Here is a 25,822-nt window from a genome sequence, read left to right as displayed (position 1 = left end):
AGGGCCTCGAGGTGGGACGCTTCCGTTGACTCCCAAAGGAACCGGCACCATGGATACGATCGGCAACCTGCCCGCCGGAAGCTCAAACGTCGGCGTCGTGCTTGCCGCGAGCGGCATCTCGAAAACGTACAAGCAGGGCGTGTGGCCGTTCCGTCGCCGAAACCATGTGCTCGAGGGCGCCGGCCTGTCGCTCAACCGCGGTGAGATCGTCGGGCTGGTGGGCGAGAACGGGTCGGGCAAGTCCACGCTCATGCAGATCCTCGTTGGCGCACTCCCGGCCGACGCCGGGTCGGTCGAGCTGCACGGCTCGATGGGCTACTGCCCGCAGCGGCCTGTCGTCTTCGAGCGGCTCACGTGCGATGAGCATTTCGAGTTGTTCGGGGTCGCCTACGGGCTGACCCGAGAGGAACGCCGCGCTGCGCAGGCGCGGCTCTACGACGATCTCGACTTCGCCCGGTACGCGGACGAGCGCGCCGACCGGCTCTCCGGCGGAACGCTCGCGAAGCTCAACCTGGCCCTCGCGCTGCTGCCCGATCCGATGGTGCTGCTGCTCGACGAGCCCTACGCGGGATTCGACTGGGACACCTACCTCAGGTTCTGGGGCATGGTGGGGCGGCGCCGCGAATCCGGGCAGGCCGTGCTGGTGATCAGCCACTTCATCGCCGACGAGGAGCGCTTCGACCGGATCATCGAGCTCCGGGAAGGAAGGACGGCGCCGAAATGAGGGCGATCGCCGTTCTCACTCGCCGGTTCCTGGTCGAATACATCCGAAACCCGGTCAACCTGCTCGTTCTGGTGCTGATCCCGGTCGTGTTCGTGCTCGTGGCCGCTGAACCGATGGCGGATGCCGCGGAGCTCCTCGGTGGCACCGGGAATGCGGTCGAGACGGCGACGACGGGCTGGGCCGCCGCGTTCCTCGCCGCGCTGGCGATGTACTTCCAGACCCGGCAGGCACACTCCGCGGACCGGCGACTGGTGCTCGCGGGTCTCCCGACCTGGACGCTGGTGGTCTCCCGCATGACGACCGGACTGCTCATCGCGGTCCTCGTGTCGGCTGCGGCGCTCGCGACCCTCTTCCTCCGAACCGAGGTCGACGACCCCTTCCGGGTGGCCGCGGGCACGCTGATGTTCGCCCTCATCTATGTCGGCATCGGCGCCGCCGTCGGCGCCCTGGTGAAGGATCAGGTCAACGGCACGGTCGTGATCCTGCTCATCTGGATCCTCGATGTCTTCTTCGGCCCCGCGCTCACTTCGCCCGACCGTGTGGAGCTTACCCGCTGGATGCCGACGCACTACGTGACGCTGTGGATGGTCGACCTGCCCTCAGGGCACGGAGGGAACCTGGGCGACCTCGGCATCGCGCTGGTGTGGGTGGGGACGGCACTGCTCGGCAGTGGCCTGCTGCTTGCGCGCGCGACCCGCGCAGGCCACCGCCCGCACGGTTCCCGCCGCCCGGGTTGGGCCGGCCAGGTCGGTGAGAGCTTCCGCAAGGGAGTGCGCCAGTACGGACGGAACCCGGCGCTGTGGGCGCTCCTCGTCGCGGTGCCGTTCATCTTCATCTGGCTGTCGAAGCTCATCACGGAAGAGCAGTACTCGGTGATGCGCGTGCTCGACGACGGGCGGGAGATCGACGTCCGGCTCTGGCTGCCCGACACCCACGCGGGCACCATGGCTCCGATCGCGGTGGCCTCGCTCGCGACCGTCGCGGGCCTGTTCATCGCACTCGGCAACCGAGAGGGTGATCGCCGGCTCGTCCAGTCAGGGATGCATCGGTCGGCGCTGCTGCTCGGCCGATTCGGCGAGGTCGGGGTGGCGGTCCTGATCACCTCCGCGGCGTCCTTGGCGGTCACCGCGATGGTGTTCCCAGCGAAGCAATGGCCCGGCTTCGTGGGCGGCATGCTGCTGCTCGCGGCGGTCTACGCGTTGCTCGGGATGTGCCTGGGGTTCCTCCTCGGGCGGGTCGCCGGCGTGCTCATCGCGTTCGTCGTGCCGTTCCTCGACCTCGGGATCACACAGAGTCCCATGCTCCGGCTCGAGCCCCCCGGACCGGCGATCCTGCTCCCCGGCTACGGCCCATATCGGCTGCTGATCGACACCGGACTCACCGACGAGTTCGACGAAACCGGCGGACTGCTCATCGGCCTCGGCTGGGTTGCCGCACTCACCGTGGTAGTCACGATCATGTTCGTCAGTCGCACCAGCGCCGCTCGCCGACACGCGCGGGCTGCCAAGCACCTTCGGCTGCGCGAGGCCGCATCCGGATGACCTCGACGCCGCGGCGTTCGAGTGCGGCGGGACACGGAGGGACGGGAGGAGGCGAGGTGTCGAACTGGTACGTGATCACCGGCGGCCCGAGTTCCGGGAAGACGACCATGGTCAACCTGCTCCGGCAGCGCGGCTACCAGACCACGATCGAGCACGCACGCCACTACATCGACCTGCAGCGTCTGGGGGGCCGCACCGTCACCGACATCCGTTCCAAGCAGCTCGAGTTCCAGCGCAGCGTGCTTGCCATGCAGCTCGAGCAGGAGGCCGCCTTGGATCCTGACGAGATCGTCTTCCTCGATCGCGCACTCCCCGATTCCCTGGCGTACTACCGCTTCCTCGACCTGCCGCCGGACCCGTCCCTGTCAGAGGCGCTGACGCGGGTCAAGTACCGGAAGGTCTTCCTCCTCGACCTGCTGCCACTCGCCAAGGACTACGCCCGCACCGAGGACGCAGAAGCCCAGCACCAGATCCAGGGATTGCTGCTCGACGTGTACGAGGGCTTGCACCTCCCGCTCACGCGAGTGCCGGCGCTTCCACCGGACGAGCGCGTCGAGTTCGTCCTCGCCCGGCTTTGAGGCAGGCATCGATCGTCGATGGTTCCGGGTCGAAGGGCCCGACGTTCGACGTCGACGCGGAGTTGAATTGTATGGCAGCGATGGGAGGCCAGAGATGATGTGGGACTACGGAATGGGCGGATGGTGGATGTGGGTCCCGGTGGTGCTGATCCCCCTGCTCATCATTACTGGAATCATCGTCATGATCGTGCTGCTGGTGCGCTCGGGGGGATCGGCAGGTCGTGGTCCGAGCGGGCCGAGCGACACCACCGACCCGGCTCGTCGACTGCTCGAGGACCGCCTGGCGCGGGGCGAGATCACCCCAGAGCAGTACCGGGAGCTGCTGAACACCCTGGAAGAGGGTCGCCGCCGCTAGAGGCCGGGCTACTGCCGGATCAGCGCGGGGAAGGGACCGGCGTCTCTGCGACATGCGCCTCGGGGGTGGTCGGTGCTTGTTCCGGGAGGCGCAGCCGCTTCAGCAGGAGCGCGTTGGCGGCGACGATGACGCTGGAGCCGGACATGCTGATCGCCGCGATCTCCGGGCTGAGCATGATCCCGAAGGCGGGGTAGAACACTCCGGCGGCGATGGGCAGGGCGACCGCGTTGTAGCCGATGGCCCAGCCGAGGTTCTGCCGCATCTTCCGGAGCGTGCCCTTCCCGATGCTGAGGGCGACGGCGACGTCCATCGGATCGGATCGCATGAGCACCACGTCGGCGGTCTCGATGGCGACGTCGGTTCCGGCGCCGATCGCGATGCCGAGGTCGGCTTGCGCCAGCGCGGGTGCGTCGTTGACCCCGTCGCCGACCATCGCGACCTTCTTGCCGGCCCGTTGGAGCTCGGCGACCTTGGCGCTCTTGTCCTCGGGGAGAACCTCTGCGATGACAGTGTCGATGCCGAGGAGCCCGGCGATGCGCTCGGCGGTGGGCTGGTTGTCGCCGGTGAGCATGACGGCTTCGATGCCTGCGTCATGCAGGGCGGCGATGCTGGCCTTCGCGGTCTCGCGCGGCGCGTCCGCGAGGGCGATGACGCCGGCGGCCTCGCCGTCGACGGAGATCAGGATCGCGGTGCGGCCGGCGCGGGCCCATGTCTGCTGGGTCGCCTCCACCGCTGTGGTGTCGACCCCCTCCTGGGCGAGCAAGCGAGCATTGCCGAGCAGGATGCGGCGGCCGTCGACGGTGGCCATCGCCCCCTGTCCGGTGACATTCTTGAACGAACTTGCCTGGCGCCGCGGCACACCGAGAGCCTCGCCGTACGCGACGATCGCTTTGGCGAGCGGATGCTCGGACTCCCGCTCCGCTGCCGCGGCCAACGACATCAGCTCCGAGGCGTCCATGTTGAACGGCTGGAAGTCGGTGACCTCGGGCTCACCCTTGGTGAGGGTGCCGGTCTTGTCCAGCACGACCGTGTCGATGCGCGCCGCAGTCTCGATGCCGGTGGCGTTCTTGAACAACACGCCGCGTTTCGCGCCGAGCCCCGTGCCGACCATGATCGCCGTCGGCGTGGCCAGCCCCAGTGCGTCGGGGCAGGTGATGACCACGACGGTGATCGCGAACAGGATCGCGGTCGGCACCTCGGCGCCGGCCAGCAACCAGGCCAGGAACGTTGCGGTGCCGCCGATCAGGGCGACGAGGACCAACCAGAACGCGGCTCTGTCAGCCAGCCGCTGGCCGGGGGCCTTGGAGTTCTGGGCCTCCTGCACCAGCGCGACGATCTGCGCCAGCGCGGTATCCGCGCCGACCTTGGTCGCCCGGACGCGCAGCGTCCCGGTGGTGTTCACCGTCGCGCCGATCACCTCCGAGCCGGGCTGCTTGGCCACAGGAAGGCTCTCCCCAGTGACCATGGACTCGTCGATCTCGGACTCGCCGTCCTCGACCTGCCCATCGGTGGGCACCTTCGCGCCCGGGCGCACCAGCATCAGGTCGCCCGGCTGCACCTCCGAGGTGGGAACCTCGACCTCCTCGCCGTCCCGGATCACCACCGCCCGAGGTGGGGCGAGCTCGAGCAGCGTGCGGATCGCATCGTTCGCGCCGCCGCGGGCGCGCATCTCCACCCAGTGCCCCAGCAGCACGAACGTCGCCAGCACCGTCGCAGCCTCGTAGAACACCTCACCGCCGCCGGTGAGGGTGACCACCAGGCTGTACAGCCAGCCGGCGCCGACGCCCACCGCCACGAGCACCATCATGTCCAGGGTGCGGGCCCGAAGCGCCCGCCATGCGCCGTCGAAGAAGATCCACGCCGCGTAGAAGATCACGGGCAGCGACAGCAGCAGCGCGAATACGTCATCGCGCAGCCCGAACGGCGCCGGCACGGTGAACCCGATGACTTCCCGTCCGATCGGCGACCACAGCGTGATCGGGATCGAGAGGATCAGCGCGACCAGGAACCGGTTCCGCATGTCCCGGATCATCGCGTCCATCGTCATGCCGGCGTGGTGACCGCCGTGCCCCATCACATCCTGCGCGGTGCGCGCGGCCGGAGCTGACTCGGGTGCATGCGCGCCGTGATCCTCGGTAACGGATGCCTCCGGCGTGACATCCGCAGACTCGGGCCGGGGCGACGGGTGGTGATCTCCCGCCGGAACGTGGTCGGCGTGAGGTTCCATGGTGGGGTCGCAGATGTGATCGGGGACGGACTGCCCGGCACAGTGGTACCCGCAGTCTCGGACCCATCGACGCAGTTCGGCGACGGAGGTGACGCCCGGGTCGAAACTGACATTCGCCGTCTGGGCCACGGGGTTCGCTTCAACCGCGAGCACTCCGGGCTGACGTGAAAGATACGCTTCGGCGACGCCTTTCGACGAAGCCCACTGGACGCCGGAGACCTCCAGCACGACCGTGGCCGTTTGCTCAGTCATATCCGAGCTCCTCACATCGTCTTACAGCGATGACCGGACCACGCCGCCCGTCAGAGGTCCGCGACCACGCGGTAACCCGCCTCCGTCACGGCGTGCTCAACGTCTGCCGGGTTCACCGGTGCCGAACTGGTGACCGTGACCGTCGAGGCTCCGTCGGGCACCAGGCGGATGTCCACGCCGGTGACCCCGGCAACATCGTGGAGTTCTTCGGCCACGCTCGTCACGCAATGCGAGCAGGTCATGCCCTCGACGAGGTAGCTCGCGCTGACCTGTCCGGTGGCGGTGGCGGTGGCGGTGGCGGTGGTCGAGTCGTCGACCACGGCCGGAGCGGCGCAGCATGCGCAGCCGTTCTTGTCGCTCAGGCCCAGATCGCGTGTACGCAGGTCGCTCATCGGAGGAGTCCTTTCAGTCCAGGAGTCAGGATCGCACGAGCCGGGCGATTGCGGCGCTGGCTTCCGTGAGCTTCTCGGCGGCAACCCGACCGCCGTGCTCGGCGGCCTCGGTAACGCAATGGTTGAGGTGATCCTCGAGCAGGGCGAGCGCGATCGAGTCCAGCGCACTCGTCGCCGCTGAGATCTGCGTCAGCACGTCGATGCAGTACGCATCCTGCTCCACCATCCGCGCCACGCCACGCACCTGCCCTTCGGCGCGGCCGAGTCTGGCCACCAGTGCGGCCTTGTTCCCCGTGTACCCGTACATCACACATCACCTCCAACGCCGAAGATACCCGTCCCGGGTATGAAGGCGATAGGACGGAGGTCCCATCGGGTCGGCTGATGGTGGACCGCGGGGAACACGGCTCGGCGAGCCAACGCGGGAGTCTCAGCAAGTCGGTCGGGCCGGTGGAGTACTCTGTGCGGGTATCCGGCTGGTGCTCGTACGCGACGGAGGTGACATGGGTCTGACTGCGATCCGCCGTGTCGTCCTCCCGGGCGTGCGAACTGCGCGCAGCGCGCTGCTCAGCGTGCTGCTGATGGCCGCGGTCGCGCTCGGACTGGTCGCCATGCATGACAGCGCATCCGAGCATGTCGCGCACGCTGCCGTTTCGACCGGCACCGCGACGCATGCCGACCAGCACAGCGGGGCCGACGCCACGCCACTGGCGGTAACGATGACGTCAGTGGTGGCGGGGGCGACCGCGTTCGCCGCCGAGTGCGGCAGCGACTGCGCAGCCGACCTGCTCGGCTGCGCGGCAGCGGCGCTGGCCTGCGCCATGATGATCGCCCTCGGGATCATGCTCGCCCTCGCGTCGCGCCCGGCCATGTTCAGGCGCCTCCTCGACGCCGGCGGCGCTGTCCAACTCGTGGCCCGCGAGATCTTCGGCGGTCATCGCCGACCCGACCTGCACGTTCTCTCGATCAGTCGAACCTGATTCAGCAGGCGGCCGTCCGACCCCTCGGACCGCTGCGCTTCTGCTACCAGATTTCGAGATCGACAGAACGGAACGGAATGCTCACCGCACGCACCACCCTGACCGCGGCGACCGCACTTGTGGCCGCACTCACCTTGGCCGGATGCACGGCCACCCAGCAGAACGAGACCGAGAACGCCCCGGCCGCGTCGGCGTCACCGACGGCGGAAGCGGTCTTCAACGACGCGGACGTGACGTTCGCGCAGATGATGATTCCGCATCATGAGCAGGCGATCGAGATGAGCGACAGCCTTCTCGAGAAGGACGGTGTCGACGAACAGGTCCGCGAGCTCGCCGAGCAGATCAAGGATGCCCAGCAGCCCGAGATCGACCAGATGACGGACTGGCTCGACGAGTGGGGCGCGGACGAGAGTATGGGCCCCGCTGGCCACGACATGGGCGCCATGGGTGACGGGATGATGTCCGGGGAGGACATGGGCCGCCTTGACGATGCCACCGGCGCCGAGGCATCCGCCCTGTTCCTCGAGCAGATGATCATGCACCACGAAGGCGCCATCGACATGGCCGAGGTCGAGGTCGAGAACGGCGAGAACCCCGACGCCGTCGCCCTGGCCGAGCAGATCATCGAGGACCAGACCAACGAGATCGCCGAGATGCAGGACCTGCTCGCCGCACTCTGACCCTCCCCGAGACCGGATGCGGCCCGCTCCCCCGCCGGCCGCATCCCACCAGGGTGGGGGCCCGATCATGTCCCGACGAGGGCCCCCACCCGCCTTTCCCTGGAGACCCCATGCCCCCCCTGTCCCACGCCCGTACCCGCGCGAAACGGCCGCGACGCATGAGCCGGCCCGCCCCGACCACGCGACGCGAACTCCGCATCGCCGAATCAACCGCACGCACGCGCCGGCCCCGCTCGCGGAGGACGGCCGCCGCACCGGCACCGGTCGCCCGTCCAGCTCGGCGCCGGCGGCGCCGGCCGCTGTCGGCCGCGACCGCGATCGCCGCGGTGTCCCTCATGGCCGTGAGCCTGTCCGTACCGGCTCTCGCGATCGCCCCAGTGGGGCAACCGTGGCACGCCGCGGCCGCGGGGCCTGCGGCCGACGGGCAAACCGTGTCCGTTCCTGCCGACGTGACGATCAGCCCGCTGGCTCATGAGGGTTACGTCTCAGCAAGAGCCCGGACCTCCGGGAACTATGCACAGATGGCGGCGACATTCACCAACTACTCCGGCCCCATCCAGTGGCCCTTCCGAGCCGGAGTTCCCATCAGCACGGACTTCGGTCCGCGCATCCCACCTTGCTTCGGGTGCTCGAGCTTCCACAAGGGCATCGACATGAACCCCGGGAACGGTTCGCCCATCCAGGCGATCTCAGCCGGCGTCGTCCGCGAGCTCTCCCGCATCGACAACGGGGGCCTCGGCGTGTACGTGATGGTCGACCACAACATCGACGGTCAACGCGTCACCAGCGTGTACGCGCACATGCAGGAGGGCTCGGTCACGGTCAGTGAGGGCCAGTCCGTCGATGTCGGCGACATCCTGGGCCTGGTCGGCAACACCGGCCAGAGCACCGGCCCGCACCTGCACTTCGAGATCCTCCTCGACGGCACCACCCCTACCGACCCGTACGCGTGGCTGAGTGAACGGGTCATCCCGTGAACCACCGAACCCCGACCCGCGCTCGAGCTCTGCTGACGATGGCCGTCATGGCGTCATCCGTGGCCGCACTCAGTGCCTGCACCAGTGCGCCGCCCACGGTCCCAGCCTCGACCGAGGACCCCGTTCTCGGTCACATCCATGCGCTGGACTACGACCCGGAGAGTCGACGCACCTACGCGTCCGCGCACAACGGCGTCTGGGTGGTGCCCACCGACGAGCTCCCTGACACCTACCCAGGCGGCGGGCTGGGTCCGTCAACCGCGACCCAGGTCGCCGGCAGAGCACAGGACACGATGGGATTCACCGTGGCCCGCCCAGGCCTCGTGCTCGGCTCCGGACACCCCGACCCCGACGAGCAACCGGACCTCACCTCGCCGAACCTCGGCCTCATCGCCAGCACCGACGGAGCCGAGACCTGGGTGTCGGTCTCGCTCCGGGGCGAGGTCGACTTCCATGACCTCGAGACGGCGGAACTCCCCGACGGTGAGCTGCGGATCTTCGGGCACGATGCCTCCGACGCGACGGTCAGAGTCAGCGACGACACCGGAGGGTCCTGGCGCGCCATGGCACCCATCCAAGCCCGCGACCTCGCCGCCGACCCCCAACGTCCCGACCGGGTGTATGCCACCACCGCCCAAGGACTCGTCCGCAGCGACGATGCGGGCGCGACCTTCACGCCGGTACCCGATGCGCCCGCCCTGTACCTGGTCACCGTCACGGATAATGGCGAGATCATCGGCATCGACACGGATGGCGTCATCCGCCGCTACGACGGAACGACCTGGACAGCACACGGCCGAACCGACGGCGTCCCCGAGGCCTTCGCTTACGTCGGCGGAGCCGCCCCGTGGCTGCTGATCGCGGACCAGCGCGGGCTCATCGCCACCGACGACTTCGGCGACACTGTCACGACGCTCCTCCCGATGGCGGGTTGATCGGTGTGAGGCTGAGCCGACGAGGGCGACGTACGCGCGGGACCTCAGGCCCTGCAGGCAGGCAGATGAACGGCGAAACTTCTCTGGGGAAGGCGATCCCTTCGTGACGCGGGCGAGGTAGAGCGAAGCACCGGACATGACCGCACGGATTCATGGAGAGGAGCACCACATGTCGCCTTCGGATCACACGGCGACCACCCCGGATGAGCTCGGGCTGGAGCTGATCGACCGGTGGTGGCGGGCCGCCAACTACCTGTCGGTCGGGCAGATCTACCTGCTCGACAATCCGCTCCTGCGGGAGCCGCTTCGCCCGGAGCACATCAAGCCGAGACTGCTCGGCCACTGGGGCACCACGCCGGGCCTCAATTTCATCTACGCCCACGTGAACCGGGCGATCGTCCAACGCGACCTCGACATGATGTACGTGATGGGTCCAGGCCACGGCGGGCCCGGTCCACTCGCGGCGTCCTGGCTGGAAGGGTCGTACACGGAGACCTACCCGAACGTGACGCGAGACGCCGAGGGCATGCGGAGGCTGTTCCGGCAGTTCTCGTTCCCCGGCGGCGTGCCCAGCCACGTCGCCCCGGAGACACCCGGTTCGATCCACGAGGGCGGCGAACTGGGCTATGCGCTCTCGCACGCGTATGGCGCGGCGTTCGACAACCCCGACCTCATCGTCGCGGCGGTGGTGGGTGACGGCGAAGCCGAGACCGGCCCGCTCGCGGCGAGCTGGCATTCGAACAAGTTCGTCGACCCGCGACGCGACGGCACCGTGCTGCCCATCCTGCACCTCAACGGCTACAAGATCGCCAGTCCAACCGTCCTCGCCCGGATCACCCCGGAGGAGCTCGACCACCTCCTGCGCGGATACGGACACAACCCTCGCTACGTTGAGGGATCCGACCCGGCGCAGATGCACCAGGACTTCGCACGCGCGCTCGACGAGTGCTTGGACGAGATCGAGGAGATCAAGCGCCGCGCCGGCGAGGAGGACCACTCCGACCGGCCCCGCTGGCCGATGATCGTGCTCCGCTCCCCGAAGGGCTGGACCGGGCCGGCCGAAGTGGACGGCAAGCCCGTCGAGGGAACGTGGCGGTCCCATCAGGTGCCGTTCGCCGAGGCACGCGAGAATGACGCGCATCGCGAGATCCTCGAGCGGTGGCTTCGCAGCTACCGTCCGGACGAGCTCTTCGACGAGAGCGGCGCGCCGGCCGCCGAGATCGCCGACCTGCATCCTGCGGGGATCCGCCGGATGAGCTCGAGCCCGCATTCCAACGGTGGGCAGGTGCTGCGAGAGCTCCGCATGCCGGACTTCCGGCAGTACGCGATACCGGTATCGGCGCCCGGCGGATCCGACGCGGAGTCGACGCGTGCGCTCGGCGGGTTCCTGCGCGATGTCCTGTCGGACAACGCCGACAACTTCCGGGTCTTCGCTCCCGACGAGAACAACTCCAACCGGCTCAATGCCGTCCTCGACGTCACGGAGCGCACGTGGAACGCCGAGATCATCGCCGGCGATGATCATCTCGCGCCCGACGGGCGGGTCATGGAGATCCTCTCCGAGCACACCTGCCAGGGATGGCTCGAGGGCTACCTGCTGACCGGACGCCACGGATTCTTCTCCTGCTACGAGGCATTCATCCACATCGTGGACTCGATGTTCAACCAGCACGCCAAGTGGCTGACCACCACCAACGACATCCCCTGGCGGCGCCCGATCGCGTCACTGAACTACCTGCTGACCTCGCACGTCTGGCGGCAGGACCACAACGGCTTCTCCCACCAGGACCCGGGATTCATCGATCATGTCGTGAACAAGAAGTCCGACGTCATCCGCGTCTACCTGCCCCCGGATGCGAACACCCTTCTCTCGGTCGCCGACCACTGCCTCCGCAGCCGCCAGTACGTCAACGTCATCGTCGCCGGCAAGCAGCCCCAGCCGCAATTCCTGTCGATGGATGCCGCGATCGAGCACTGCACCAAGGGGATCGGCATCTGGGACTGGGCGAGCAACGACGAGGGGGAGAAGCCAGACGTCGTCATGGCGTGCGCCGGTGACGTGCCGACGCTCGAGACGCTCGCCGCGGTGTCGATCCTTCGTGACGCCTTCCCGAACCTCCGGATCCGCGTGGTGAACGTCGTCGACCTCCTGCGGCTGCAGGACCGTCAGGCCCATCCACATGGCCTGGCGGACCAGGACTTCGACGCGCTGTTCACAACCGATGTCCCGGTGGTCTTCGCGTACCACGGGTACCCGTCACTGATCCACCGCCTCACCTATCGCCGGGCGAACCACGCGAACTTCCACGTGCACGGCTACCGCGAGGAGGGCACGACCACGACGCCGTTCGACATGTGCGTGCTCAACGAGATCGACCGCTTCCACCTCGCCCTCGACGTGATCGACCGGGTTCCGAGCCTGCGGGACGTCTCCAGCCACGTCCGAGAGGAGCTGCGGGACCGCCTCATCAGGCACACGGTGTACATCCGAGAGCACGGGGACGACCTGCCCGAGATCCGGGATTGGGTCTGGCGAGATGCCGCGTCGACGGAGCCGGCAGAACCACGGGGCTGAGATGGCCGAGTCAGGATCTGCCTCCGGGGCGAGCCTGCCCTCGGCCGACGAGGCGTTCGGGGACACCCACGGTGTGCTGATCAGCATCGACGCAGTCGTGATTCCGACGTTTCCGGATGGCGCGCTGCAGCCGCTGCCGGGAACCGTCGCGCTGCTGCAACGCATTCGCACGGCCGGCCTGCCGGCTGGAGTGATCGCCCCGGATCGAGACGCGCATGAGCTCCTGGTCCAAACGGGCCTGTCCGACCTCTTTGACGTCATCGTCGATGCCACGACGATCGAGGATGTCCGCGCCACCGGCGGCCCGCACGCCTCGCCTTTCCGGCAGGCGGCGCGGCGGATGGGCGTGGCATCCGAGCGCACCGTGGTCATCGACACCACGGCCGCCGGTGTCGAGGACGCCAAGCGCGGAGGCTTCGGATTGGTCGTCGGCATCGACCGGTTCGAGCCGAGGACCGAGCTCGAGGCTGCAGGCGCGGACCTGGTCGTCCATGACGTGAGCGAGCTCGACCTCGGTGCCACGAGGGCCGACCCATGGGTACTCGGCTACCGCGGCTTCGATCCAGCGCATGAAGGCCACCGGGAAGCCCTGACCACGCTCGGCAACGGTCGGATGGGCACGCGTGGCGCGCGTCCAGAGCACTCGGACGACGGCACCCACTACCCCGGTACCTACCTCGCCGGCATCTACAACCGGCTCGAGAGCACCATCCACGGCCGTGCGCTGGCCGAGGAGCATCTCGTCAACGCCCCCAACTGGCTGCCGCTCGACCTGCGCATCGAGGACGGCGCATGGTGGTCGAGTGGCGCGGTGCCCGCATCCGAAGAGCGTCACGAGCTTCACCTGCATGATGCCGTCTCGCTCCGGCGAGTCACCCTCCACGGCCCTGATGCGCGCCGGCTCGCCGTGATCCAGCGCACCGTCGTCTCGATGGGCGACCCGCACCTGGCGATGCAGGAGACGACCGTCACACCGATCGGCTGGAGCGGCCGGGTGACGATCCGCGCGGGCATCGACGCGGGAGTTCGGAACGCGAATGTCGCATCCTACGTCGGCAGCGATTCGACGCATCTCGCCGAGCCCACGTTCCGCGCCGAGGACTCGGTGCTCCTCTGCGAGGTGGAGACCCGGCAGAGCGGCGTCAGGATCGCCACCGCGGCGCACATGACCGTCAGCGGAACCGACGAGGACCCGACGACCAAGGTCGTCGAGTCAGGTCGCCGCCAGGAGTTCGAGTTCGACATACCGATCGGCGATGGCAAGCCGGTGACCCTCACGAAGGTCGTCGCGATCTTCACATCGCGGGACACCGCGATCTCCTCGCCTGGCGACGCGGCCGTCGACCGGGTCCGCGACGCGGCATCCCGCACCGCCCAACTTCGTGAAAGGCACGCCGCTGCGTGGCGCCTGCTGTGGGAGCGGTTCGCCGTGACACTCGACGCCGACCTTCTGAGCCGACTCGTCCTGAACCTGCACATCTTCCACCTCCTCCAAGCCATCTCGCCGCACACCGCCGAAGCCGACGCGGGCGTTCCGGCCCGGGGCCTCCACGGCGAGGGGTACCGAGGACACATCTTCTGGGACGAGGTGTTCGTCCTGCCCGTGATGGGACTGCGGCTACCGCATGTGGCCGAGGCGCTCCTCGACTACCGCTGGCGACGGCTCCCCGCTGCTCGGCGGGCGGCACGTGGAACCGGGCGGGATGGCGCTCTGTTTCCCTGGCAGAGCGGCAGCGACGGACGCGAGGAGACGCCCGCGCTGCTCTACAACTCCCGATCGTCGCGCTGGATGCCGGACAATTCGCGGCGCCAGCGACACGTCGGCCTCGCGATCGCCTGGAACGCCTGGCAGCACTTCCAAGTCACGGGCGACCTCGAGTGGCTGGCGCAGCGCGGGGCGGAGCTCATGGTCGAGGTGACCCGGTACTTCGTCTCGCTCGCCGAGTTCGACGCCGACGACGGCCGGTACCACATCTCCGGAGTGATGGGACCAGATGAGTACCACGACGGCTACCCGGACGCTCCGGGAAGCGGGCTGCGCGACAACACCTACACCAACGTGATGGTCTCCTGGCTCTGCGCTCGAACGTGCGAGGCACTGGACGTCCTGGAGGGTCACTTCCGCGGGGAGCTCGAGGAGAGGCTCGGGGTCCGCGACGACGAGATCGCCAAATGGGCGGATGTCGGTGCACGCCTCGCCGTTTCCAGGCACGCCGACGGCATCCTGAGCCAGTTCAACGGATACGAGAGCCTCGCGGAGCTCGACTGGGCCCGCTACCGCGCCCGCTACGGGAACATCGGACGTCTGGATCTCATCCTCGAAGCCGAAGCCGATTCGACCAACCGCTACAAAGCCGCCAAGCAGCCCGACGTCGTGATGCTCGTCTACCTCCTCGGCATGGACGGGCTGCGAGGACAGCTCGAGCACCTCGGATTCCGGTTCACCGACGAAGACGTGGTCCGGACTGTGGAGTACTACTCGTCGCGAACCAGTCACGGTTCGACGCTGAGTCGGGTGGTCCACGCCTCGGTGTTTGCGGGATTGGATGCCGACAGGGGCTGGGAGCTGTTCCGCGAGGCGCTGATCGCCGACCTCGACGACACGCAATGGGGCACCACCCGCGAGGGGATCCACCTCGGTGCCATGGCGGGCACCATCGACATCATCATGCGCTCGTTCGCTGGGCTCCGGGTCACGGAGGGGGAACTGCACTTCTCGCCACGTCTGCCCGCACGTCTGCGGCGGGCCGGTTTCCAGTTCGCCTATCGAGGCCATCGCGTCGACGTCCAAGTCACCCCGGGATGCGTCGAACTCTCGCTTCAGCCGAGTCGTGCCGCTGCGCTTCGCGTCCGAGTCGGTGAGGCCACCGCTGCCCTGAAGGGCGGGGAGCGTCATGAGTTTCTCGTCACGCCCAAAGGATCCCTCCCACGATCCACACAGAGGAGGACACCATGAACACCATCAACGTCGTGAACGGCTTCGGCGTCATCGGCAAGCGCGTGGCGGACGCTCGAGGCACCGCAAAGCCAATCGAAGCCCCCCGCAGTCAAGCGGAGACCGCATCTGCCACGATCGTCAACGACACAGACATGTGGCATTCCAGGCACCTCCACGGGCACACCTTTCAGCACGCGGGCGGGGGCCGCGGAAGGATACCTCCATCGTCCGGCCTCGCCGCAAGCTGGCGGCCGATTTGATGACGACAGCCCGGGGCGCTGGCTCAGGTTGCCACAACCTCTACCAGGGCGAGACGCAGATAGTCGGGGTGCTCGCGTACGCGGCATGAAGTCCGGGCTTGCGGAGGCGGATGCGTCGAGCACCCGCCACAGTCGGCGCCGTGAGCCCCGTCGCCGCTGGAGTGCCACGGGACCAAGGGCGCGTCCTCTCGGTGACCCGAGTGGAAGCGTGGCATCCAGGCAAGCGGGAGGTCCTGATGAGGGAAGCAGAAGCGTTCCGGGTGGTCGTGGGCGTGGACGGCTCCAGGCCATCGATCCACGCCCTGGCATGGGCGGTCAGGGAAGCGCGCCTGCGTCGGGGAACGCTCCGAGTCCTCACCGCGTGGGACTATCCCGCCGTCATCGCCGGAATGGATGGCGTGCTCGACGTCTCGCACATCGAGGACGCGACCCGGCGGACCCAGTCCGTCGCACTGAGCAAGGTCGCGCACGACGACGTCCCGGTTTCTGCAGAGGTGCTCAGGGGATCCCCGGGATCCGTCCTGGTCGAGGCCTCGGTACATGCCGACCTCATCGTCATCGGTTCACGCGGCCTCGGCGGATTCGGCGGTCTGCTGCTCGGCTCGGTCTCGGCCCAGGTCGCCCGGCACGCTGCGTGTTCGGTGCTTGTTGTGCGCCCAGGCGAAGATCTGCCTGATCGGTAGGTCCGTCAGCGGCCCCGGCTTCTGCGCGGGACGATTACGAGTCCCGCCGCGAGGCGCGCAGCCAGCCCCGACCCCGATTCGTGGCGAGCAGACCATCTCGTTCCCAGGTAACAAATCGATAACACGAAACTCCCAGAGAGGCTGCCTAGGGTTGCCGAGATCCCCCAGCCCCCAACCCAGTTAGCCCCACAGAATGAGCACCTCTCAGCGCGGCCGCCGTGCGGCCGGGCCCCCCAGCACGCTTTTCCGACTCCGCCCTCGAGGCCGCCCCGCCCCGTCGAGCGAAACACGCTCCCAGCGACCCTCGATGGCGGAGCCGCCAGCGAGACCGCGGCGTCGGCGGCCGAAACGATCCGTCCTTTCGCTCTCCGCGATGCTGTTCGCCGGGGGTATGGCGGTCGCCACCAGCGTGCCCGCCATTGCGATCACCACCAGCCACACCGACACCAGTGCAACATCCCAGACGGCAGCGATCGTGGGCGACCCTCAGTCGCTCGAAGTGGCCGCAGACGCGGCGGTGTCGACGATCACCCCGGGTACGTACGTCGTTGAATCCGCTCCGCCTCCGCCCCCGCCCCCGGCTCCCATCGCCGTAGCCGAGCTCGAGGCGGAGCCCGTGTTCAACGGTCCAGTCGTGGCGTGGCCGGTGCTGTATCCCGACCGCATCAGCAGCTCGTTCGGCCCTCGGACGGCACCATGCGCCGGATGCTCGACGGACCACGACGGCGTCGACTTCAACTCGGGTGACGGCACGCCGGTGATGGCCGTCGCGGCCGGCACCGTCATCAGTTCCACGGATGCCGGCGGCGGCTACGGCGTGATGATCGAGATCGAACACCAGGTCGACGGCTCAACCGTCACGAGCCTGTACGCGCACATGAGCTACGGATCCCGGCTGGTCGAGGTGGGAGATACCGTCTCGGCGGGCGAGCAGATCGGATCGATCGGTTCCACCGGACAATCCACCGGCGCCCACCTGCATCTCGAGATGTACGGCACCGACGGAGTCCGGTTCGACGGGTACGCCTGGCTGGCGGCCCGAGTCGGCTAGGTGTAGTTTCCCGGCACGTTGTAAACGTGTCATGTAGCGAAAACCTCCGGGACGATGTGGGTCACCACACTCGCATCGGCCACCGGAGGTCTTCGCGACTCACGCTAACGCGCTTCTGACGCCTGCGGGGCCAATGATAGGCCGGTGCGACACCCGCTAGGAGTGATGTTCGCCACTACTTATGCATCGCGCTTGAGGCCCTGTCTACCCCGTGGACGCGACCAATCCTCAGGTCTATCCTGTGCCCGTCTGACGACCGTCAGGCGTCACACCATGACACGGAACCGGAGAACGACGATGCAACGACGCGCGTCACTCATCACGGCCGCCGTCTGCGCCCTGGGGCTCACAACGCTCGGGCTCAGCGCACCGGCCGCGGCCCATCCAGACGATCAGCACGGCACCCTCGAAGGTCACCTGACCGGCGACGGTGAATGGGGCAAGATCGACCTGAAGGCGGTCCTCGAGCTCACCGAGACCGACGACCTGATCGCCGATGTCACCGTCTCCCCCGACGGCAACACCGCCTACCTGGCGAACTGGGGAGAGCCCGATTGCGCCGGCCCTGAGACCGGCGGCCAGAAGAGCCCGGATGCCGGCGCCTACATCGTCGATATCTCCGGCGTCGATCAAGATCCGTTGATCGAGCCGGAGTTGATTGGGTTCATCCCCTCGCATCAGGACACGCGTCCGGGTGAGGGCATGCAGGTGATCGAGCTGACCACCGATCGCTTCACCGGCGATGTGCTCGTTATGAACAACGAGCCGTGCGGCAAGAACGCCAAGGGTGGCGTCAGCCTGTGGGATGTCACCGACCCGTCCGACCCGAAGAGGCTCGCCGCGAACGTCGGCGACAAGGAGCCGGGCAGCTCCGACGTCAACCAGATCCACAGCGCGTTCGCGTGGGACACGGGTGACCACGCCTACGTGGTCCTCACCGACAACGTCGAGGGACAGGACGTCGACATCCTCGACATCACCAACCCGAAGCGGCCGAAGCTGATCGCCGAGTACGACCTGAACGACTTCGACGTCGACCAGCCCGAACTCGGACTCACCGACTCGTTCCTCCACGACATGGTCGTGAAGCAGTTCGGTGACCAGTGGATCATGCTGCTGTCGTACTGGGATGGCGGGTTCGTGCTGCTCGACGTGACCGATCCGGCCAACGCGGAATTCATCGCCGACACCGACTTCCCCGAGGTCGACCCCGAGCTGCTCGAGTCGCTGGGTGTCTCGCTCACCCCCGAGGGCAACGCGCACCAGGCGGAGTTCACGATCGACGGCAACCTCTTCATCGGGACCGACGAGGACTTCGCGCCGTACCGCACCGATGCGCTCAACATCACCACCGGCGAGTACGCGGGCGAGTACGAGTCGGTGATCGTGCCCGGCGGCCAGCCCCCTGCCGCCCTCGAGGACCTGACCCTCAGCGGCCCGGTCGTGTACGGCGGTTATGGCTGCCCCGACTCCGAGCCGCTCCCGAGTCCTGAGGACATCCCTGGGTACCTCGAATCACTGGAGGAAGGCGACGAGACCATCATCGTGCTCCAGCGCGGACCCACGGGCGACCCGAGTGCGACCGAAGAAGCCTGCTTCCCCGGTGAGAAGGCCCACGAGGCCGCACTCGCCGGATGGGACTCGGTGCTCTTCGTCCAACGGCACGTGGATCCCGACGAGGCGTTCTGCGGTTCCGGTGCATTCGTGGATGAGATCGTCGCGATCTGCACCACCCACGAGGCGTTCCACAAGCTGTTCGGCCTCGACCCGGTCGAGGGTCCGTGGAGCTACCCCGAGGACCTCGCGATCGGCACGATCGGCGAGCGCATCGAGGTCGGTTCGATCTTCGACGGATGGGGCTACGTGCACCTCTACGACACCGCGACCATGGCCGAACTCGACACCTACGCGATCGACGAGGCGCACGACCCGGACTACGCGTTCGGCTACGGCGACCTCTCGGTGCACGAGGTAGCCGTCGACCCGCAGGATCCGTCGCTCGCCTATCTCGCCTACTACTCAGGTGGCCTGCGCGCGATTCAGATCATGTGCGACGGCGAACCGTACGACCCGGAGACCGTGACCGACACCAGCGGGTGCGAACTCGTCGAGGTCGGCGGCTACCTCGATGAGGCAGGCAACGACTTCTGGGGCGTCGAGACGTTCGTCGGTGAGGACGGCATGACCTACGTCCTCGCCAGCGACCGCGACAGCGGCCTCTGGATCTTCGTGGACCCGTGATCGACAAGTCCGACTGAGCAGGAGAGGGCGGGGGAACTCCCCCGCCCTCTTCCGTATCCACCGCCGGCGCGAGAGATACGGTGCTCTCACGGCGGCGTGGGACGAAGTGACAATGCCGAGTGCTCCGTGCTGCTTGCGCGCTCACGCACCGGTGGGCTGAGGGTGGATCTCGTCGCGGTCGTGCTCTCGCTCGCCCGACGCGGGCTGCGGCGGCGGCCGGACTGAGCGGCGTCGCGAGGGCCGTATTCCACAAGGACCGGCCGCGCCACGTCGAGTGCACGGCGAGCGCCGCCGCGGGCCGCCTCCGATCGCGCCGGCACGGAGGCTCCGCCGCCCTGGCGGGCGGTGATGCGCCGCGGCCAGAGCGCCGGTGCCCCGAGCGCGCCGGCCAGGGCGAGGACCCCGAGGATCGACCACGCCGTGGTGACGCCGGCGGCCGTGCCCACCCACCCGGCGAGGGGGTAAGTGACGAGCCACGCGAGGTGCGACAGCGAGAACTGGGCGGCGAACGCCGCGGGCAGTCCCACCGGGGTCGTGGCCGAGCGGATCACACGCCCGGTCGGGGTCACTACCATGGCCGTGCCTGCGCCGATCGCCGTCCAGATCGACGCCATCAACCACCACGAGACCATGCCGGTGGCGCTCATGACGACGGCCGCGATCACGCCCGCTACAAGCACGCCAGCGCCTGCGATCATGACGGTGCGTTCCGCGATCCGGTCGAGGAGGCGGGGAAGCAGCAGCGCGACGACGAGCGTGCCGCCCCCGGAGGCAGCGAGCATCCATGCGACGTCGGACTGGCCGCCGCCGAGCTCGTCGCGCACGACGTTGACCGTGCTGACAATGACAATCGACCCGGCCGACGCGACGACGAGATTCAGCGCCAGGACCCCGCGCAGCCGGGGAGTGGCGGCGAAGGTGCGGATGCCCGAGGTTACCCGGTCCCAGGCCCGGGCCTGACCGGTCGGGCGGGCATTCGGCACCCGTGCCGAGAGCACGAGGATCGCCGAGACGACGAAGCCGACGGAGGTGCCGACGAACAGCACGTTGAAGCTCATGAAGGCGAGGGCGACGGCCGCGAGCACCGGACTGAGCAGGCTCTCCATCGTGTAGGCCACCTGCGACGCGGACAGCGCCCGCGTGTACGCGGCCTTATCGGTCACCAGGTCCGGGATGACCGCCTGGAACGTGGGCGTGAACGCGGCCGAAGCGGACTGCAGCACTCCGATCAGCACATAGACGTGCCACACCTCCGTCACGAACGGCAGCGCGAGGACCACCGCGGCCCGAACCACGTCGAGCAGGATCAGGAACAGCCGCCGCGGCAGGCGGTCCGCGTACGCGGCCGCCAAGGGCGCGATAATCACGTACAGCACCATCTTGATGGTCAGCGCGGTGGCGAGCACCGCGCCGGCGCTCGGGCCCGCGAGATCGTAGGCGAGCAGGCCGAGCGCCACGGTGGCCAGGCCCGTGCCGAACAGCGCGATGACCTGCGCGCCGAACAAGTGGCGGTAATCACGGATCTGGAACAGGCGCATGGTGACGACTCCTCGAGTGGTGTGCAATGCACAACACAACCGGATACCCCCTGGGGGTATTCCCGATCCGGTCTCGAACGCGTGCGGGTTCCGGTGCCCGTGGCCGTGCCCGCGTACCCGGGCGTCGACCATGCCGTTGTCTGTCAGTGTCGACGCCGATCCTCATGCTCGTCGCCGGCCGTGGTGAACGTGTCGGTCCCGTCCTCCCGGTCACGCGGCGGTGGACCGACAGGTGGTGTGCCTCGGGCGTCTGCCGCATCAGCGCCCAAATCCGTGCGACCTCGCGGCAGATCGCTCGTCGCCGAGCACGATCCCGAGGACCTGCTCGGTCCGCGCATCCCGCGAACCAAGCGGATATCGGTTCGTACCGGGACCCAGTCGATCGAGCTCGAATAGCCCCTGTTCTCCCGAGTCACCTCGAGCTCAGCCAAGACGGATATCAACTCAACCGCCGTCAGGCCAGCTCACGCGAACACTGTGCAGGAAGCTCCTGCACGTGGCCGTAAGAACAGCGAGGTGTCCGTACGAAATCACTGATCAGACGCCCAATTTGTGGGGCGGACGGGGATCGAACCCGTGACCGATGGATCTACCGCGCCCGGGCTGACTGTCTCGGCCTGAGCCGGGATGCCTCGGACAATCTCGCCGTGATCAGGAGTTCCTTGCCGCTGCGATCGTTGTCGAGCTTCGATGTTACCCGTTGATCTCGACCGTTATCGAGACATCTCGAGTCAAAAGTGCTGGATAAACGTGCGCGGATCAAATCCGTTCAGCACCCCGCGGACCCACGAGCTGAATCCCGCTGTGAGCTTCGGGGGCTGGACTCGACGTCGACGGGGCATTCGCGGCGACCCGGGCTCGGCTGGGAGCGACGAGCGTTCGCGAGCTCTGTCAGCCCGCTGAGCGATCCGTCGACGCCCGGTCTTCCACTGCGAGGTGAGCGGGTGTAAGCGCAGGGACGACGTGGACGAGGACGACCATGCCGACGAGTTCGACGAGGGTCTGGGTGACGACCGCTAGCGGCGCGAGTCCGAGCTCGGCAGGCAGGGCGAGGGCGAGCGGAAGGACTACGAGGGAGTTGCGGGTGACGCCGCTGAAGGCCACGGCGCGGGTGCCCGGGATGTCGAGCCGGGCGAGCCGGCCGGCGCCGAGGCCGACGAACAGCATGACGACGAGGAAAACCACATAGAGCGGCACCAGCCGGAGCAGGGTGAGCGCCTCGGCGCCCACGGCCGCGATCTGCGAGCCGATGATCACGGCGAGGGTGAGCATCATCAGCGGCACCATCGCCGCGGCCATCACCGCCTCGACCCTCTGACCGACGCGATGGCGCCGCGCGACGGCCTGCACGATCGCCGCGCCGATCAGCGGGATGACGATGAGGATCAGGAACGCTTCGACGAACGGCCCGACCTCGATCTGCTCGGTGATCCCCGGCCCCGCGAATAGCAGCAGGTAGACCGGCAACAGCAGGATCTGCAGGAGCATCAGCAGCGGGGTCGCGGCGAGCAGGCGCGCGCGGGCGCCGCCGGCGAGGCCGGTGAAGACGACCACGTAGTCCACGCACGGGGTGAGCAGCACCAGCAGCAGCCCGATGAACAGGCCGCCGTCGTCGACCACGAAGCGGGACACGGCGAACACCACGATCGGCACGACGGCGAAGTTCACGACCACCACCGTCGCCAGGAAGCGCCAGTCGCGGAACGCCCTCCCGAGTTCGATGATCGGGACGCCGAGGAACGTCGCGAACAGCAACAATGCGAGCACCGGGTTCGTCGCGGCCTCGAGTGCCGGGGCGACATCCGGTGCGGCCAGCCCCACGATCGCGCCGACCGCGATCGCCGCGAGGTAGAGCGCCACCTGGTGGCGGTCCCACCACGAGATCACTCGACGCATCCGTTCATGCTACGGACCCGCTTGACCTTCGAGCGACTTCAAGCCCTACCGTCGACCGCATGACCGACACGACCTGGGCGCCCGACGCCTGCACCCTGCCCACCATCGACCGCCCACTCCGGGAACGGGAGTTCAGCGGACTGTTCCGCACGTCGCTGCGCGCGGCGAGCATCCCGACGCCGACGCGTGCCGAGCTTGTTCTCGACGCCGACAGCGAGCCGGCCGCGCGCGAGCTCGCCGGGCGCGAGACGTCCTGCTGCTCGTTCTTCGAGTTCGGTTTCGTCCCGGAAGGTGACACGCTCACGATGATGATCGAGGTGCCCGCGTCGAGGGCCGACGTGCTCGCCGCGCTTGTGGAGTCCGCCCGGCGCGACGCGGGCCTGACAAAGCAAGGGGACGCGGCGTGAGCCCGCGCCCACGGCGGCGGGGCGGGGCTGCGCTCGGTGCTATCGGAATCGGAGTCCTGGCCTGCGCGGCGTGCTGCGCCGGGCCGTTGATCGCGCTGGTCGGCAGCATCGGCGCCGCCTCGCTGCTCGGCGCCTACTGGGTGCCCGGGCTGCTGGTCGTGGTTGCGGCCGCCGCGGCCGCGTTTGGCGTGTTGCTCGTGCGTCGGCGACGTGCGAAGGCCTGCACGGTGCCGGCCGGCCCGAGGATGATCGACTTGCCGACCACCCGCCCCGACGCCGAGCGCGTGGTCAGCGGGCCCGGGCCGTCCAGACCGTGACACCCGGGGCCGGCTCGACCGGTTCGGCCGTCGAGCCGCCGCCGATCGCGGCACACGCACACGCGTCAGAGCACATCCCGCTCGGGGCCTCCTGCGACAACCGGTCCTGCGTCGCACGCAGCTCGTCCGCCAGCCTCGTCAGCTCCGTGATCTGCGCCTCGATCTGCTCGAGCCGCCCTCCCACGACGGCGCGCATGTCATGTTGAACGTGCACGCACACGTCCGACTCGCGAGCGGCGACCAGCTGCCGCATCTCCGGCAGGCTCAGCTGCAGCCGCTTCGCCCCGGCCAGGAACGCCAGCCGCGCGAGATCGCCCTCCCCGTAGACGCGATACCCGTTCGGCTCCCGATTTGCCGGGCCGAGCAGCCCCTCCGACTCGTAGAACCGGATCGTGCTCGACGGCAGACCCGACCGCTTCGACGCCTCAGCGATACGCATCCCAGTCATGACGCCAGCGTAAACCTTAGAGTCGCTTCAAGGTCCACTCGACCTGCTCTTCGCATACGGCAGAGCGTCGACTATCGCGACGTCCCAGCCGCTCGCGGCCCCCCAGGTCGCGGCGGCGATCCCGCCATGCCGGTCCCGACGACGATCAGGTCGTGCCTGCGTTCAGGCATCGCCGAGCACTTCCCGCAGCTGCGCCGTCGTCGGCGCACCGGCTGGGCCCGCCGGGGTGGCGTAGATCCGGCACGCGAGACCGACCGGGGCGTTCGGGTCGGCGAACGGGTCGACCCCGTCGACCAGGATGCTCGGCGAACCACGGAACCCGATCCGCTCGGCCTGCTCCGCCGTGGCGACGAGCTCCCTCCGCAGCGTCAGGTCGCGTCTCCCGGAGATGAGCTCGGTCAGCCGGGCGTCGGCGGTCTTCCAGTTCGGGCACCCGTCGAAGTACTGCAGCGTGATCTCCATGTCCGCGACGCTAGGCCTTGTACTGCGCTTCAAGGTCAAGGGCGTAGCATGGCGGCATGCGGATCGGAGAACTCGCCGACGCGGTGGGCGTGAGCACCCAGGCCGTCCGGTATTACGAACGCGAGCGGCTCATGCCCGCGCCGACGCGTGGCGGCAACGGCTACCGCGCGTACGACGACCAGGCCGTCGCGAGGATCGCTTTCATCCGGACAGCACAGTCGGCCGGGCTCACCCTCGTCCAGATCCGCAGCATCCTCGACCTGCGCGACCGGGGCGTGATCCCCTGCGACCACGTCTCGGACCTCATCGACGACCGGCTCTTCGAGGTCCGCCGCCGCATGGCCGAGCTGGCCGCCCTCGAGGAGGAGCTCGTCCAGCTCCGCGACCGCAGCGAACGCCTCGACCCAGCCGACTGCAGCGACGGCGACATCTGCCACATCATCGCTGTCCAGCCCCAGCCCTCAGTACTCGAGTAGGCCCGCACACTGAAACGGCCAGCCTGGTGACCGGCAGCGGCCCGCTCCCTCCCCCATCCGCCGCCAGTCGTCAGCGCAGCCATTCTGGTTCGACACCCCACGTGACAGGCTTCGTCCATGGACAGTCAGCGGCGCTTCCGGACCCCGGTCGCAGTCGACAAGCGCGGGCGCACCATCGTGCCGATCCCGTTCGACCCGGATGAGGCCTGGGGTGTGAAACCGCGCCACCCGGTGCGCGGGTCGGTCGCCGGCTGTTCGATGCGCGGCACCGTCGAGCAGCAGGAAGACGGACCCGTGATCACTCTCGGACCGGCATGGACACAAGTCCCACTCCGCGACGGGGCCGAAGTCGAGGTCATGCTCGAGCCCGAAGGACCGCAGCGTACCGATCTCGCGCCCGACATCGCGACAGCACTCGCCGCCGAACCGGACGCCGCCGCGTTCTTCGACTCCCTCGCGCAGTTCTACCGCAAAGCGTGGCTGCGGTGGATCGACTCGACCAAGCGGAACCCCGAGCAGCGTCCCGTTCGCATCGCGGAGATGGTCCGGAACCTGCGGGAAGGGCGCAAGGAGCGGCCGTAGCTTGAGGCGTGCCCGAGCGATGCAACCGAGACCGCCTCGTAGTCCCTTGCCTCAAAGTGGATCGCCCGAGTTCACATTCGCGGGGGCTCGATAAATTCCCGCCATTGGCTCCCTCGGGCCCTCGCCTGGCGGGGTGGCCTTGATCTCATTTCAATTTCGCCCGATTCAGCTGAAGTCGCTTCCCGAATCACCCGCCAGACCTTCGGCTAAATCCAAGAAGTCACGCAGACACACCAACTTCCAGGCCGAGACGCCACGAGTTCCGGCGAAAGTCTTCGAGGTAGTCCCCTGTTCGCTCTTCTCCGTA

At 68.3% G+C, this 25,822-nt stretch carries 25 protein-coding genes; 18 read left to right on the top strand and 7 right to left on the bottom strand.

Features of this window, described 5'->3' with window-relative positions; all coding sequences use genetic code 11:
- The first annotated feature begins 49 nt into the window (after window positions 1-49).
- From GQQ93_RS11830 to GQQ93_RS11815, 4 genes are all read left to right on the top strand, one after another.
- Window positions 50-724 carry an ATP-binding cassette domain-containing protein gene (locus GQQ93_RS11830; protein WP_157424433.1) on the top strand — a complete coding sequence of 225 codons (675 nt, stop codon included), beginning with the start codon at window positions 50-52 and terminating at the stop codon, window positions 722-724.
- Window positions 721-2,265 (top strand): ABC transporter permease, encoded by a 1,545-nt coding sequence (locus GQQ93_RS11825; protein WP_157424432.1) that lies wholly within the window; start codon window positions 721-723, stop codon window positions 2,263-2,265. Before GQQ93_RS11830 ends, GQQ93_RS11825 begins: the two co-directional genes overlap by 4 nt.
- A gap of 56 nt (window positions 2,266-2,321) precedes the next feature.
- Window positions 2,322-2,843: an AAA family ATPase gene (locus GQQ93_RS11820; RefSeq protein WP_246192298.1), complete on the top strand. Its 522-nt coding sequence runs from the start codon at window positions 2,322-2,324 to the stop codon at window positions 2,841-2,843.
- A gap of 94 nt (window positions 2,844-2,937) precedes the next feature.
- Complete coding sequence (locus tag GQQ93_RS11815) at window positions 2,938-3,198, top strand: SHOCT domain-containing protein (RefSeq protein WP_170296184.1); 261 nt, start codon at window positions 2,938-2,940, stop codon at window positions 3,196-3,198.
- 19 nt (window positions 3,199-3,217) lie between these two features.
- Here the strand turns inward: GQQ93_RS11815 and GQQ93_RS11810 are convergent, their stop codons facing one another.
- The 3 genes from GQQ93_RS11810 to GQQ93_RS11800 are packed head-to-tail and all read right to left on the bottom strand — an operon-like array spanning window position 3,218 to window position 6,376.
- Window positions 3,218-5,677: a heavy metal translocating P-type ATPase gene (locus tag GQQ93_RS11810; RefSeq protein ID WP_157424430.1), complete on the bottom strand. Its 2,460-nt coding sequence runs from the start codon at window positions 5,675-5,677 to the stop codon at window positions 3,218-3,220.
- Window positions 5,678-5,727: 50 nt separating this feature from the next.
- On the bottom strand, window positions 5,728-6,069 hold the full coding sequence (locus GQQ93_RS11805) for a heavy-metal-associated domain-containing protein (RefSeq protein WP_157424429.1): 342 nt from the start codon (window positions 6,067-6,069) through the stop codon (window positions 5,728-5,730).
- A 25-nt stretch (window positions 6,070-6,094) separates the two neighbouring features.
- On the bottom strand, window positions 6,095-6,376 hold the full coding sequence (locus tag GQQ93_RS11800) for a metal-sensitive transcriptional regulator (protein ID WP_157424428.1): 282 nt from the start codon (window positions 6,374-6,376) through the stop codon (window positions 6,095-6,097).
- A 196-nt stretch (window positions 6,377-6,572) separates the two neighbouring features.
- Between GQQ93_RS11800 and GQQ93_RS11795 the strand changes: the two genes are divergently transcribed.
- The 10 genes from GQQ93_RS11795 (at window position 6,573) to GQQ93_RS11750 (ending at window position 19,389) form a co-directional block, all read left to right on the top strand.
- Window positions 6,573-7,049 carry a hypothetical protein gene (locus GQQ93_RS11795; protein ID WP_157424427.1) on the top strand — a complete coding sequence of 159 codons (477 nt, stop codon included), beginning with the start codon at window positions 6,573-6,575 and terminating at the stop codon, window positions 7,047-7,049.
- Window positions 7,050-7,126: 77 nt separating this feature from the next.
- Window positions 7,127-7,729 (top strand): DUF305 domain-containing protein, encoded by a 603-nt coding sequence (locus tag GQQ93_RS11790; protein ID WP_157424426.1) that lies wholly within the window; start codon window positions 7,127-7,129, stop codon window positions 7,727-7,729.
- 521 nt (window positions 7,730-8,250) lie between these two features.
- Entirely contained in the window at window positions 8,251-8,706 is a 456-nt protein-coding gene (locus GQQ93_RS17890) for a M23 family metallopeptidase (protein ID WP_170296183.1), read from the top strand.
- Between the two features lie 47 nt (window positions 8,707-8,753).
- Window positions 8,754-9,641 (top strand): F510_1955 family glycosylhydrolase, encoded by an 888-nt coding sequence (locus GQQ93_RS11780; protein WP_170296182.1) that lies wholly within the window; start codon window positions 8,754-8,756, stop codon window positions 9,639-9,641.
- A gap of 169 nt (window positions 9,642-9,810) precedes the next feature.
- The gene (locus GQQ93_RS11775) at window positions 9,811-12,216 is read left to right on the top strand and encodes a phosphoketolase family protein (protein WP_157424423.1); all 2,406 of its coding nucleotides are present in this window, start codon (window positions 9,811-9,813) and stop codon (window positions 12,214-12,216) included.
- A gap of 1 nt (window position 12,217) precedes the next feature.
- Window positions 12,218-15,172 (top strand): glycosyl hydrolase family 65 domain-containing protein, encoded by a 2,955-nt coding sequence (locus GQQ93_RS11770; RefSeq protein WP_170296181.1) that lies wholly within the window; start codon window positions 12,218-12,220, stop codon window positions 15,170-15,172.
- Window positions 15,169-15,414: a multicopper oxidase domain-containing protein gene (locus tag GQQ93_RS11765; protein WP_157424421.1), complete on the top strand. Its 246-nt coding sequence runs from the start codon at window positions 15,169-15,171 to the stop codon at window positions 15,412-15,414. The genes GQQ93_RS11770 and GQQ93_RS11765 overlap by 4 nt, the downstream gene beginning before the upstream one ends.
- A gap of 236 nt (window positions 15,415-15,650) precedes the next feature.
- On the top strand, window positions 15,651-16,097 hold the full coding sequence (locus tag GQQ93_RS11760; RefSeq protein ID WP_157424420.1) for a universal stress protein: 447 nt from the start codon (window positions 15,651-15,653) through the stop codon (window positions 16,095-16,097).
- A 373-nt stretch (window positions 16,098-16,470) separates the two neighbouring features.
- A complete protein-coding gene (locus tag GQQ93_RS11755) occupies window positions 16,471-17,148 on the top strand; it encodes a M23 family metallopeptidase (RefSeq protein ID WP_170296180.1) in 678 nt (225 codons plus the stop codon).
- A gap of 297 nt (window positions 17,149-17,445) precedes the next feature.
- Window positions 17,446-19,389 (top strand): LVIVD repeat-containing protein, encoded by a 1,944-nt coding sequence (locus GQQ93_RS11750; RefSeq protein WP_157424418.1) that lies wholly within the window; start codon window positions 17,446-17,448, stop codon window positions 19,387-19,389.
- Window positions 19,390-19,475: 86 nt separating this feature from the next.
- Here GQQ93_RS11750 and GQQ93_RS11745 read toward each other — a convergent pair whose 3' ends face one another.
- Window positions 19,476-20,927 (bottom strand): MFS transporter, encoded by a 1,452-nt coding sequence (locus tag GQQ93_RS11745; protein ID WP_157424417.1) that lies wholly within the window; start codon window positions 20,925-20,927, stop codon window positions 19,476-19,478.
- 891 nt (window positions 20,928-21,818) lie between these two features.
- Window positions 21,819-22,823, bottom strand: a complete 1,005-nt coding sequence (locus GQQ93_RS11740) for a bile acid:sodium symporter (RefSeq protein WP_212277322.1) — start codon at window positions 22,821-22,823, stop codon at window positions 21,819-21,821.
- Between the two features lie 59 nt (window positions 22,824-22,882).
- Here GQQ93_RS11740 and GQQ93_RS11735 point away from each other — a divergent pair, with 59 nt between their 5' ends.
- Window positions 22,883-23,230, top strand: a complete 348-nt coding sequence (locus GQQ93_RS11735; RefSeq protein WP_157424416.1) for a hypothetical protein — start codon at window positions 22,883-22,885, stop codon at window positions 23,228-23,230.
- Between the two features lie 86 nt (window positions 23,231-23,316).
- The gene (locus GQQ93_RS11730; RefSeq protein ID WP_212277321.1) at window positions 23,317-23,547 is read left to right on the top strand and encodes a hypothetical protein; all 231 of its coding nucleotides are present in this window, start codon (window positions 23,317-23,319) and stop codon (window positions 23,545-23,547) included.
- Here GQQ93_RS11730 and GQQ93_RS11725 read toward each other — a convergent pair.
- On the bottom strand, window positions 23,519-23,995 hold the full coding sequence (locus GQQ93_RS11725; protein WP_157424415.1) for a MerR family transcriptional regulator: 477 nt from the start codon (window positions 23,993-23,995) through the stop codon (window positions 23,519-23,521). The two genes, GQQ93_RS11730 and GQQ93_RS11725, sit on opposite strands and share 29 nt — an antisense overlap.
- 162 nt (window positions 23,996-24,157) lie before the next feature.
- Complete coding sequence (locus GQQ93_RS11720) at window positions 24,158-24,457, bottom strand: thioredoxin family protein (protein WP_157424414.1); 300 nt, start codon at window positions 24,455-24,457, stop codon at window positions 24,158-24,160.
- 56 nt (window positions 24,458-24,513) lie between these two features.
- Between GQQ93_RS11720 and GQQ93_RS11715 the strand changes: the two genes are divergently transcribed.
- Both GQQ93_RS11715 and GQQ93_RS11705 read left to right on the top strand, forming a co-directional pair.
- Window positions 24,514-24,933, top strand: a complete 420-nt coding sequence (locus GQQ93_RS11715) for a heavy metal-responsive transcriptional regulator (RefSeq protein WP_157424413.1) — start codon at window positions 24,514-24,516, stop codon at window positions 24,931-24,933.
- A gap of 117 nt (window positions 24,934-25,050) precedes the next feature.
- Entirely contained in the window at window positions 25,051-25,515 is a 465-nt protein-coding gene (locus GQQ93_RS11705; protein ID WP_157424412.1) for a YdeI/OmpD-associated family protein, read from the top strand.
- Window positions 25,516-25,822 lie beyond the last annotated feature (307 nt).

This window comes from Agromyces lapidis (genome assembly GCF_009749405.1).
Lineage (GTDB): Bacteria > Actinomycetota > Actinomycetes > Actinomycetales > Microbacteriaceae > Agromyces > Agromyces lapidis.
Note: the sequence above shows the minus strand (reverse complement) of the source record. Positions and strands in the feature narration are given on the sequence as shown.

What these genes read in the sequence shown, in the direction of transcription:
- GQQ93_RS11760 (WP_157424420.1), top strand. Translation starts at nt 15,651, where the DNA reads ATGAGGGAAGCAGAAGCGTTCCGGGTGGTCGTGGGCGTGGACGGCTCC.
- GQQ93_RS11810 (WP_157424430.1), bottom strand. Translation starts at nt 5,677, where the DNA reads ATGACTGAGCAAACGGCCACGGTCGTGCTGGAGGTCTCCGGCGTCCAG.
- GQQ93_RS11705 (WP_157424412.1), top strand. Translation starts at nt 25,051, where the DNA reads ATGGACAGTCAGCGGCGCTTCCGGACCCCGGTCGCAGTCGACAAGCGC.
- GQQ93_RS11775 (WP_157424423.1), top strand. Translation starts at nt 9,811, where the DNA reads ATGTCGCCTTCGGATCACACGGCGACCACCCCGGATGAGCTCGGGCTG.
- GQQ93_RS11715 (WP_157424413.1), top strand. Translation starts at nt 24,514, where the DNA reads ATGCGGATCGGAGAACTCGCCGACGCGGTGGGCGTGAGCACCCAGGCC.
- GQQ93_RS11735 (WP_157424416.1), top strand. Translation starts at nt 22,883, where the DNA reads ATGACCGACACGACCTGGGCGCCCGACGCCTGCACCCTGCCCACCATC.
- GQQ93_RS11770 (WP_170296181.1), top strand. Translation starts at nt 12,218, where the DNA reads ATGGCCGAGTCAGGATCTGCCTCCGGGGCGAGCCTGCCCTCGGCCGAC.
- GQQ93_RS11750 (WP_157424418.1), top strand. Translation starts at nt 17,446, where the DNA reads ATGCAACGACGCGCGTCACTCATCACGGCCGCCGTCTGCGCCCTGGGG.
- GQQ93_RS11815 (WP_170296184.1), top strand. Translation starts at nt 2,938, where the DNA reads ATGATGTGGGACTACGGAATGGGCGGATGGTGGATGTGGGTCCCGGTG.
- GQQ93_RS11755 (WP_170296180.1), top strand. Translation starts at nt 16,471, where the DNA reads ATGCTGTTCGCCGGGGGTATGGCGGTCGCCACCAGCGTGCCCGCCATT.
- GQQ93_RS11800 (WP_157424428.1), bottom strand. Translation starts at nt 6,376, where the DNA reads ATGTACGGGTACACGGGGAACAAGGCCGCACTGGTGGCCAGACTCGGC.
- GQQ93_RS11745 (WP_157424417.1), bottom strand. Translation starts at nt 20,927, where the DNA reads ATGCGCCTGTTCCAGATCCGTGATTACCGCCACTTGTTCGGCGCGCAG.
- GQQ93_RS11780 (WP_170296182.1), top strand. Translation starts at nt 8,754, where the DNA reads ATGGCGTCATCCGTGGCCGCACTCAGTGCCTGCACCAGTGCGCCGCCC.
- GQQ93_RS11825 (WP_157424432.1), top strand. Translation starts at nt 721, where the DNA reads ATGAGGGCGATCGCCGTTCTCACTCGCCGGTTCCTGGTCGAATACATC.
- GQQ93_RS11720 (WP_157424414.1), bottom strand. Translation starts at nt 24,457, where the DNA reads ATGGAGATCACGCTGCAGTACTTCGACGGGTGCCCGAACTGGAAGACC.
- GQQ93_RS17890 (WP_170296183.1), top strand. Translation starts at nt 8,251, where the DNA reads ATGGCGGCGACATTCACCAACTACTCCGGCCCCATCCAGTGGCCCTTC.
- GQQ93_RS11765 (WP_157424421.1), top strand. Translation starts at nt 15,169, where the DNA reads ATGAACACCATCAACGTCGTGAACGGCTTCGGCGTCATCGGCAAGCGC.
- GQQ93_RS11830 (WP_157424433.1), top strand. Translation starts at nt 50, where the DNA reads ATGGATACGATCGGCAACCTGCCCGCCGGAAGCTCAAACGTCGGCGTC.
- GQQ93_RS11790 (WP_157424426.1), top strand. Translation starts at nt 7,127, where the DNA reads ATGCTCACCGCACGCACCACCCTGACCGCGGCGACCGCACTTGTGGCC.
- GQQ93_RS11725 (WP_157424415.1), bottom strand. Translation starts at nt 23,995, where the DNA reads ATGACTGGGATGCGTATCGCTGAGGCGTCGAAGCGGTCGGGTCTGCCG.
- GQQ93_RS11740 (WP_212277322.1), bottom strand. Translation starts at nt 22,823, where the DNA reads ATGCGTCGAGTGATCTCGTGGTGGGACCGCCACCAGGTGGCGCTCTAC.
- GQQ93_RS11805 (WP_157424429.1), bottom strand. Translation starts at nt 6,069, where the DNA reads ATGAGCGACCTGCGTACACGCGATCTGGGCCTGAGCGACAAGAACGGC.
- GQQ93_RS11795 (WP_157424427.1), top strand. Translation starts at nt 6,573, where the DNA reads ATGGGTCTGACTGCGATCCGCCGTGTCGTCCTCCCGGGCGTGCGAACT.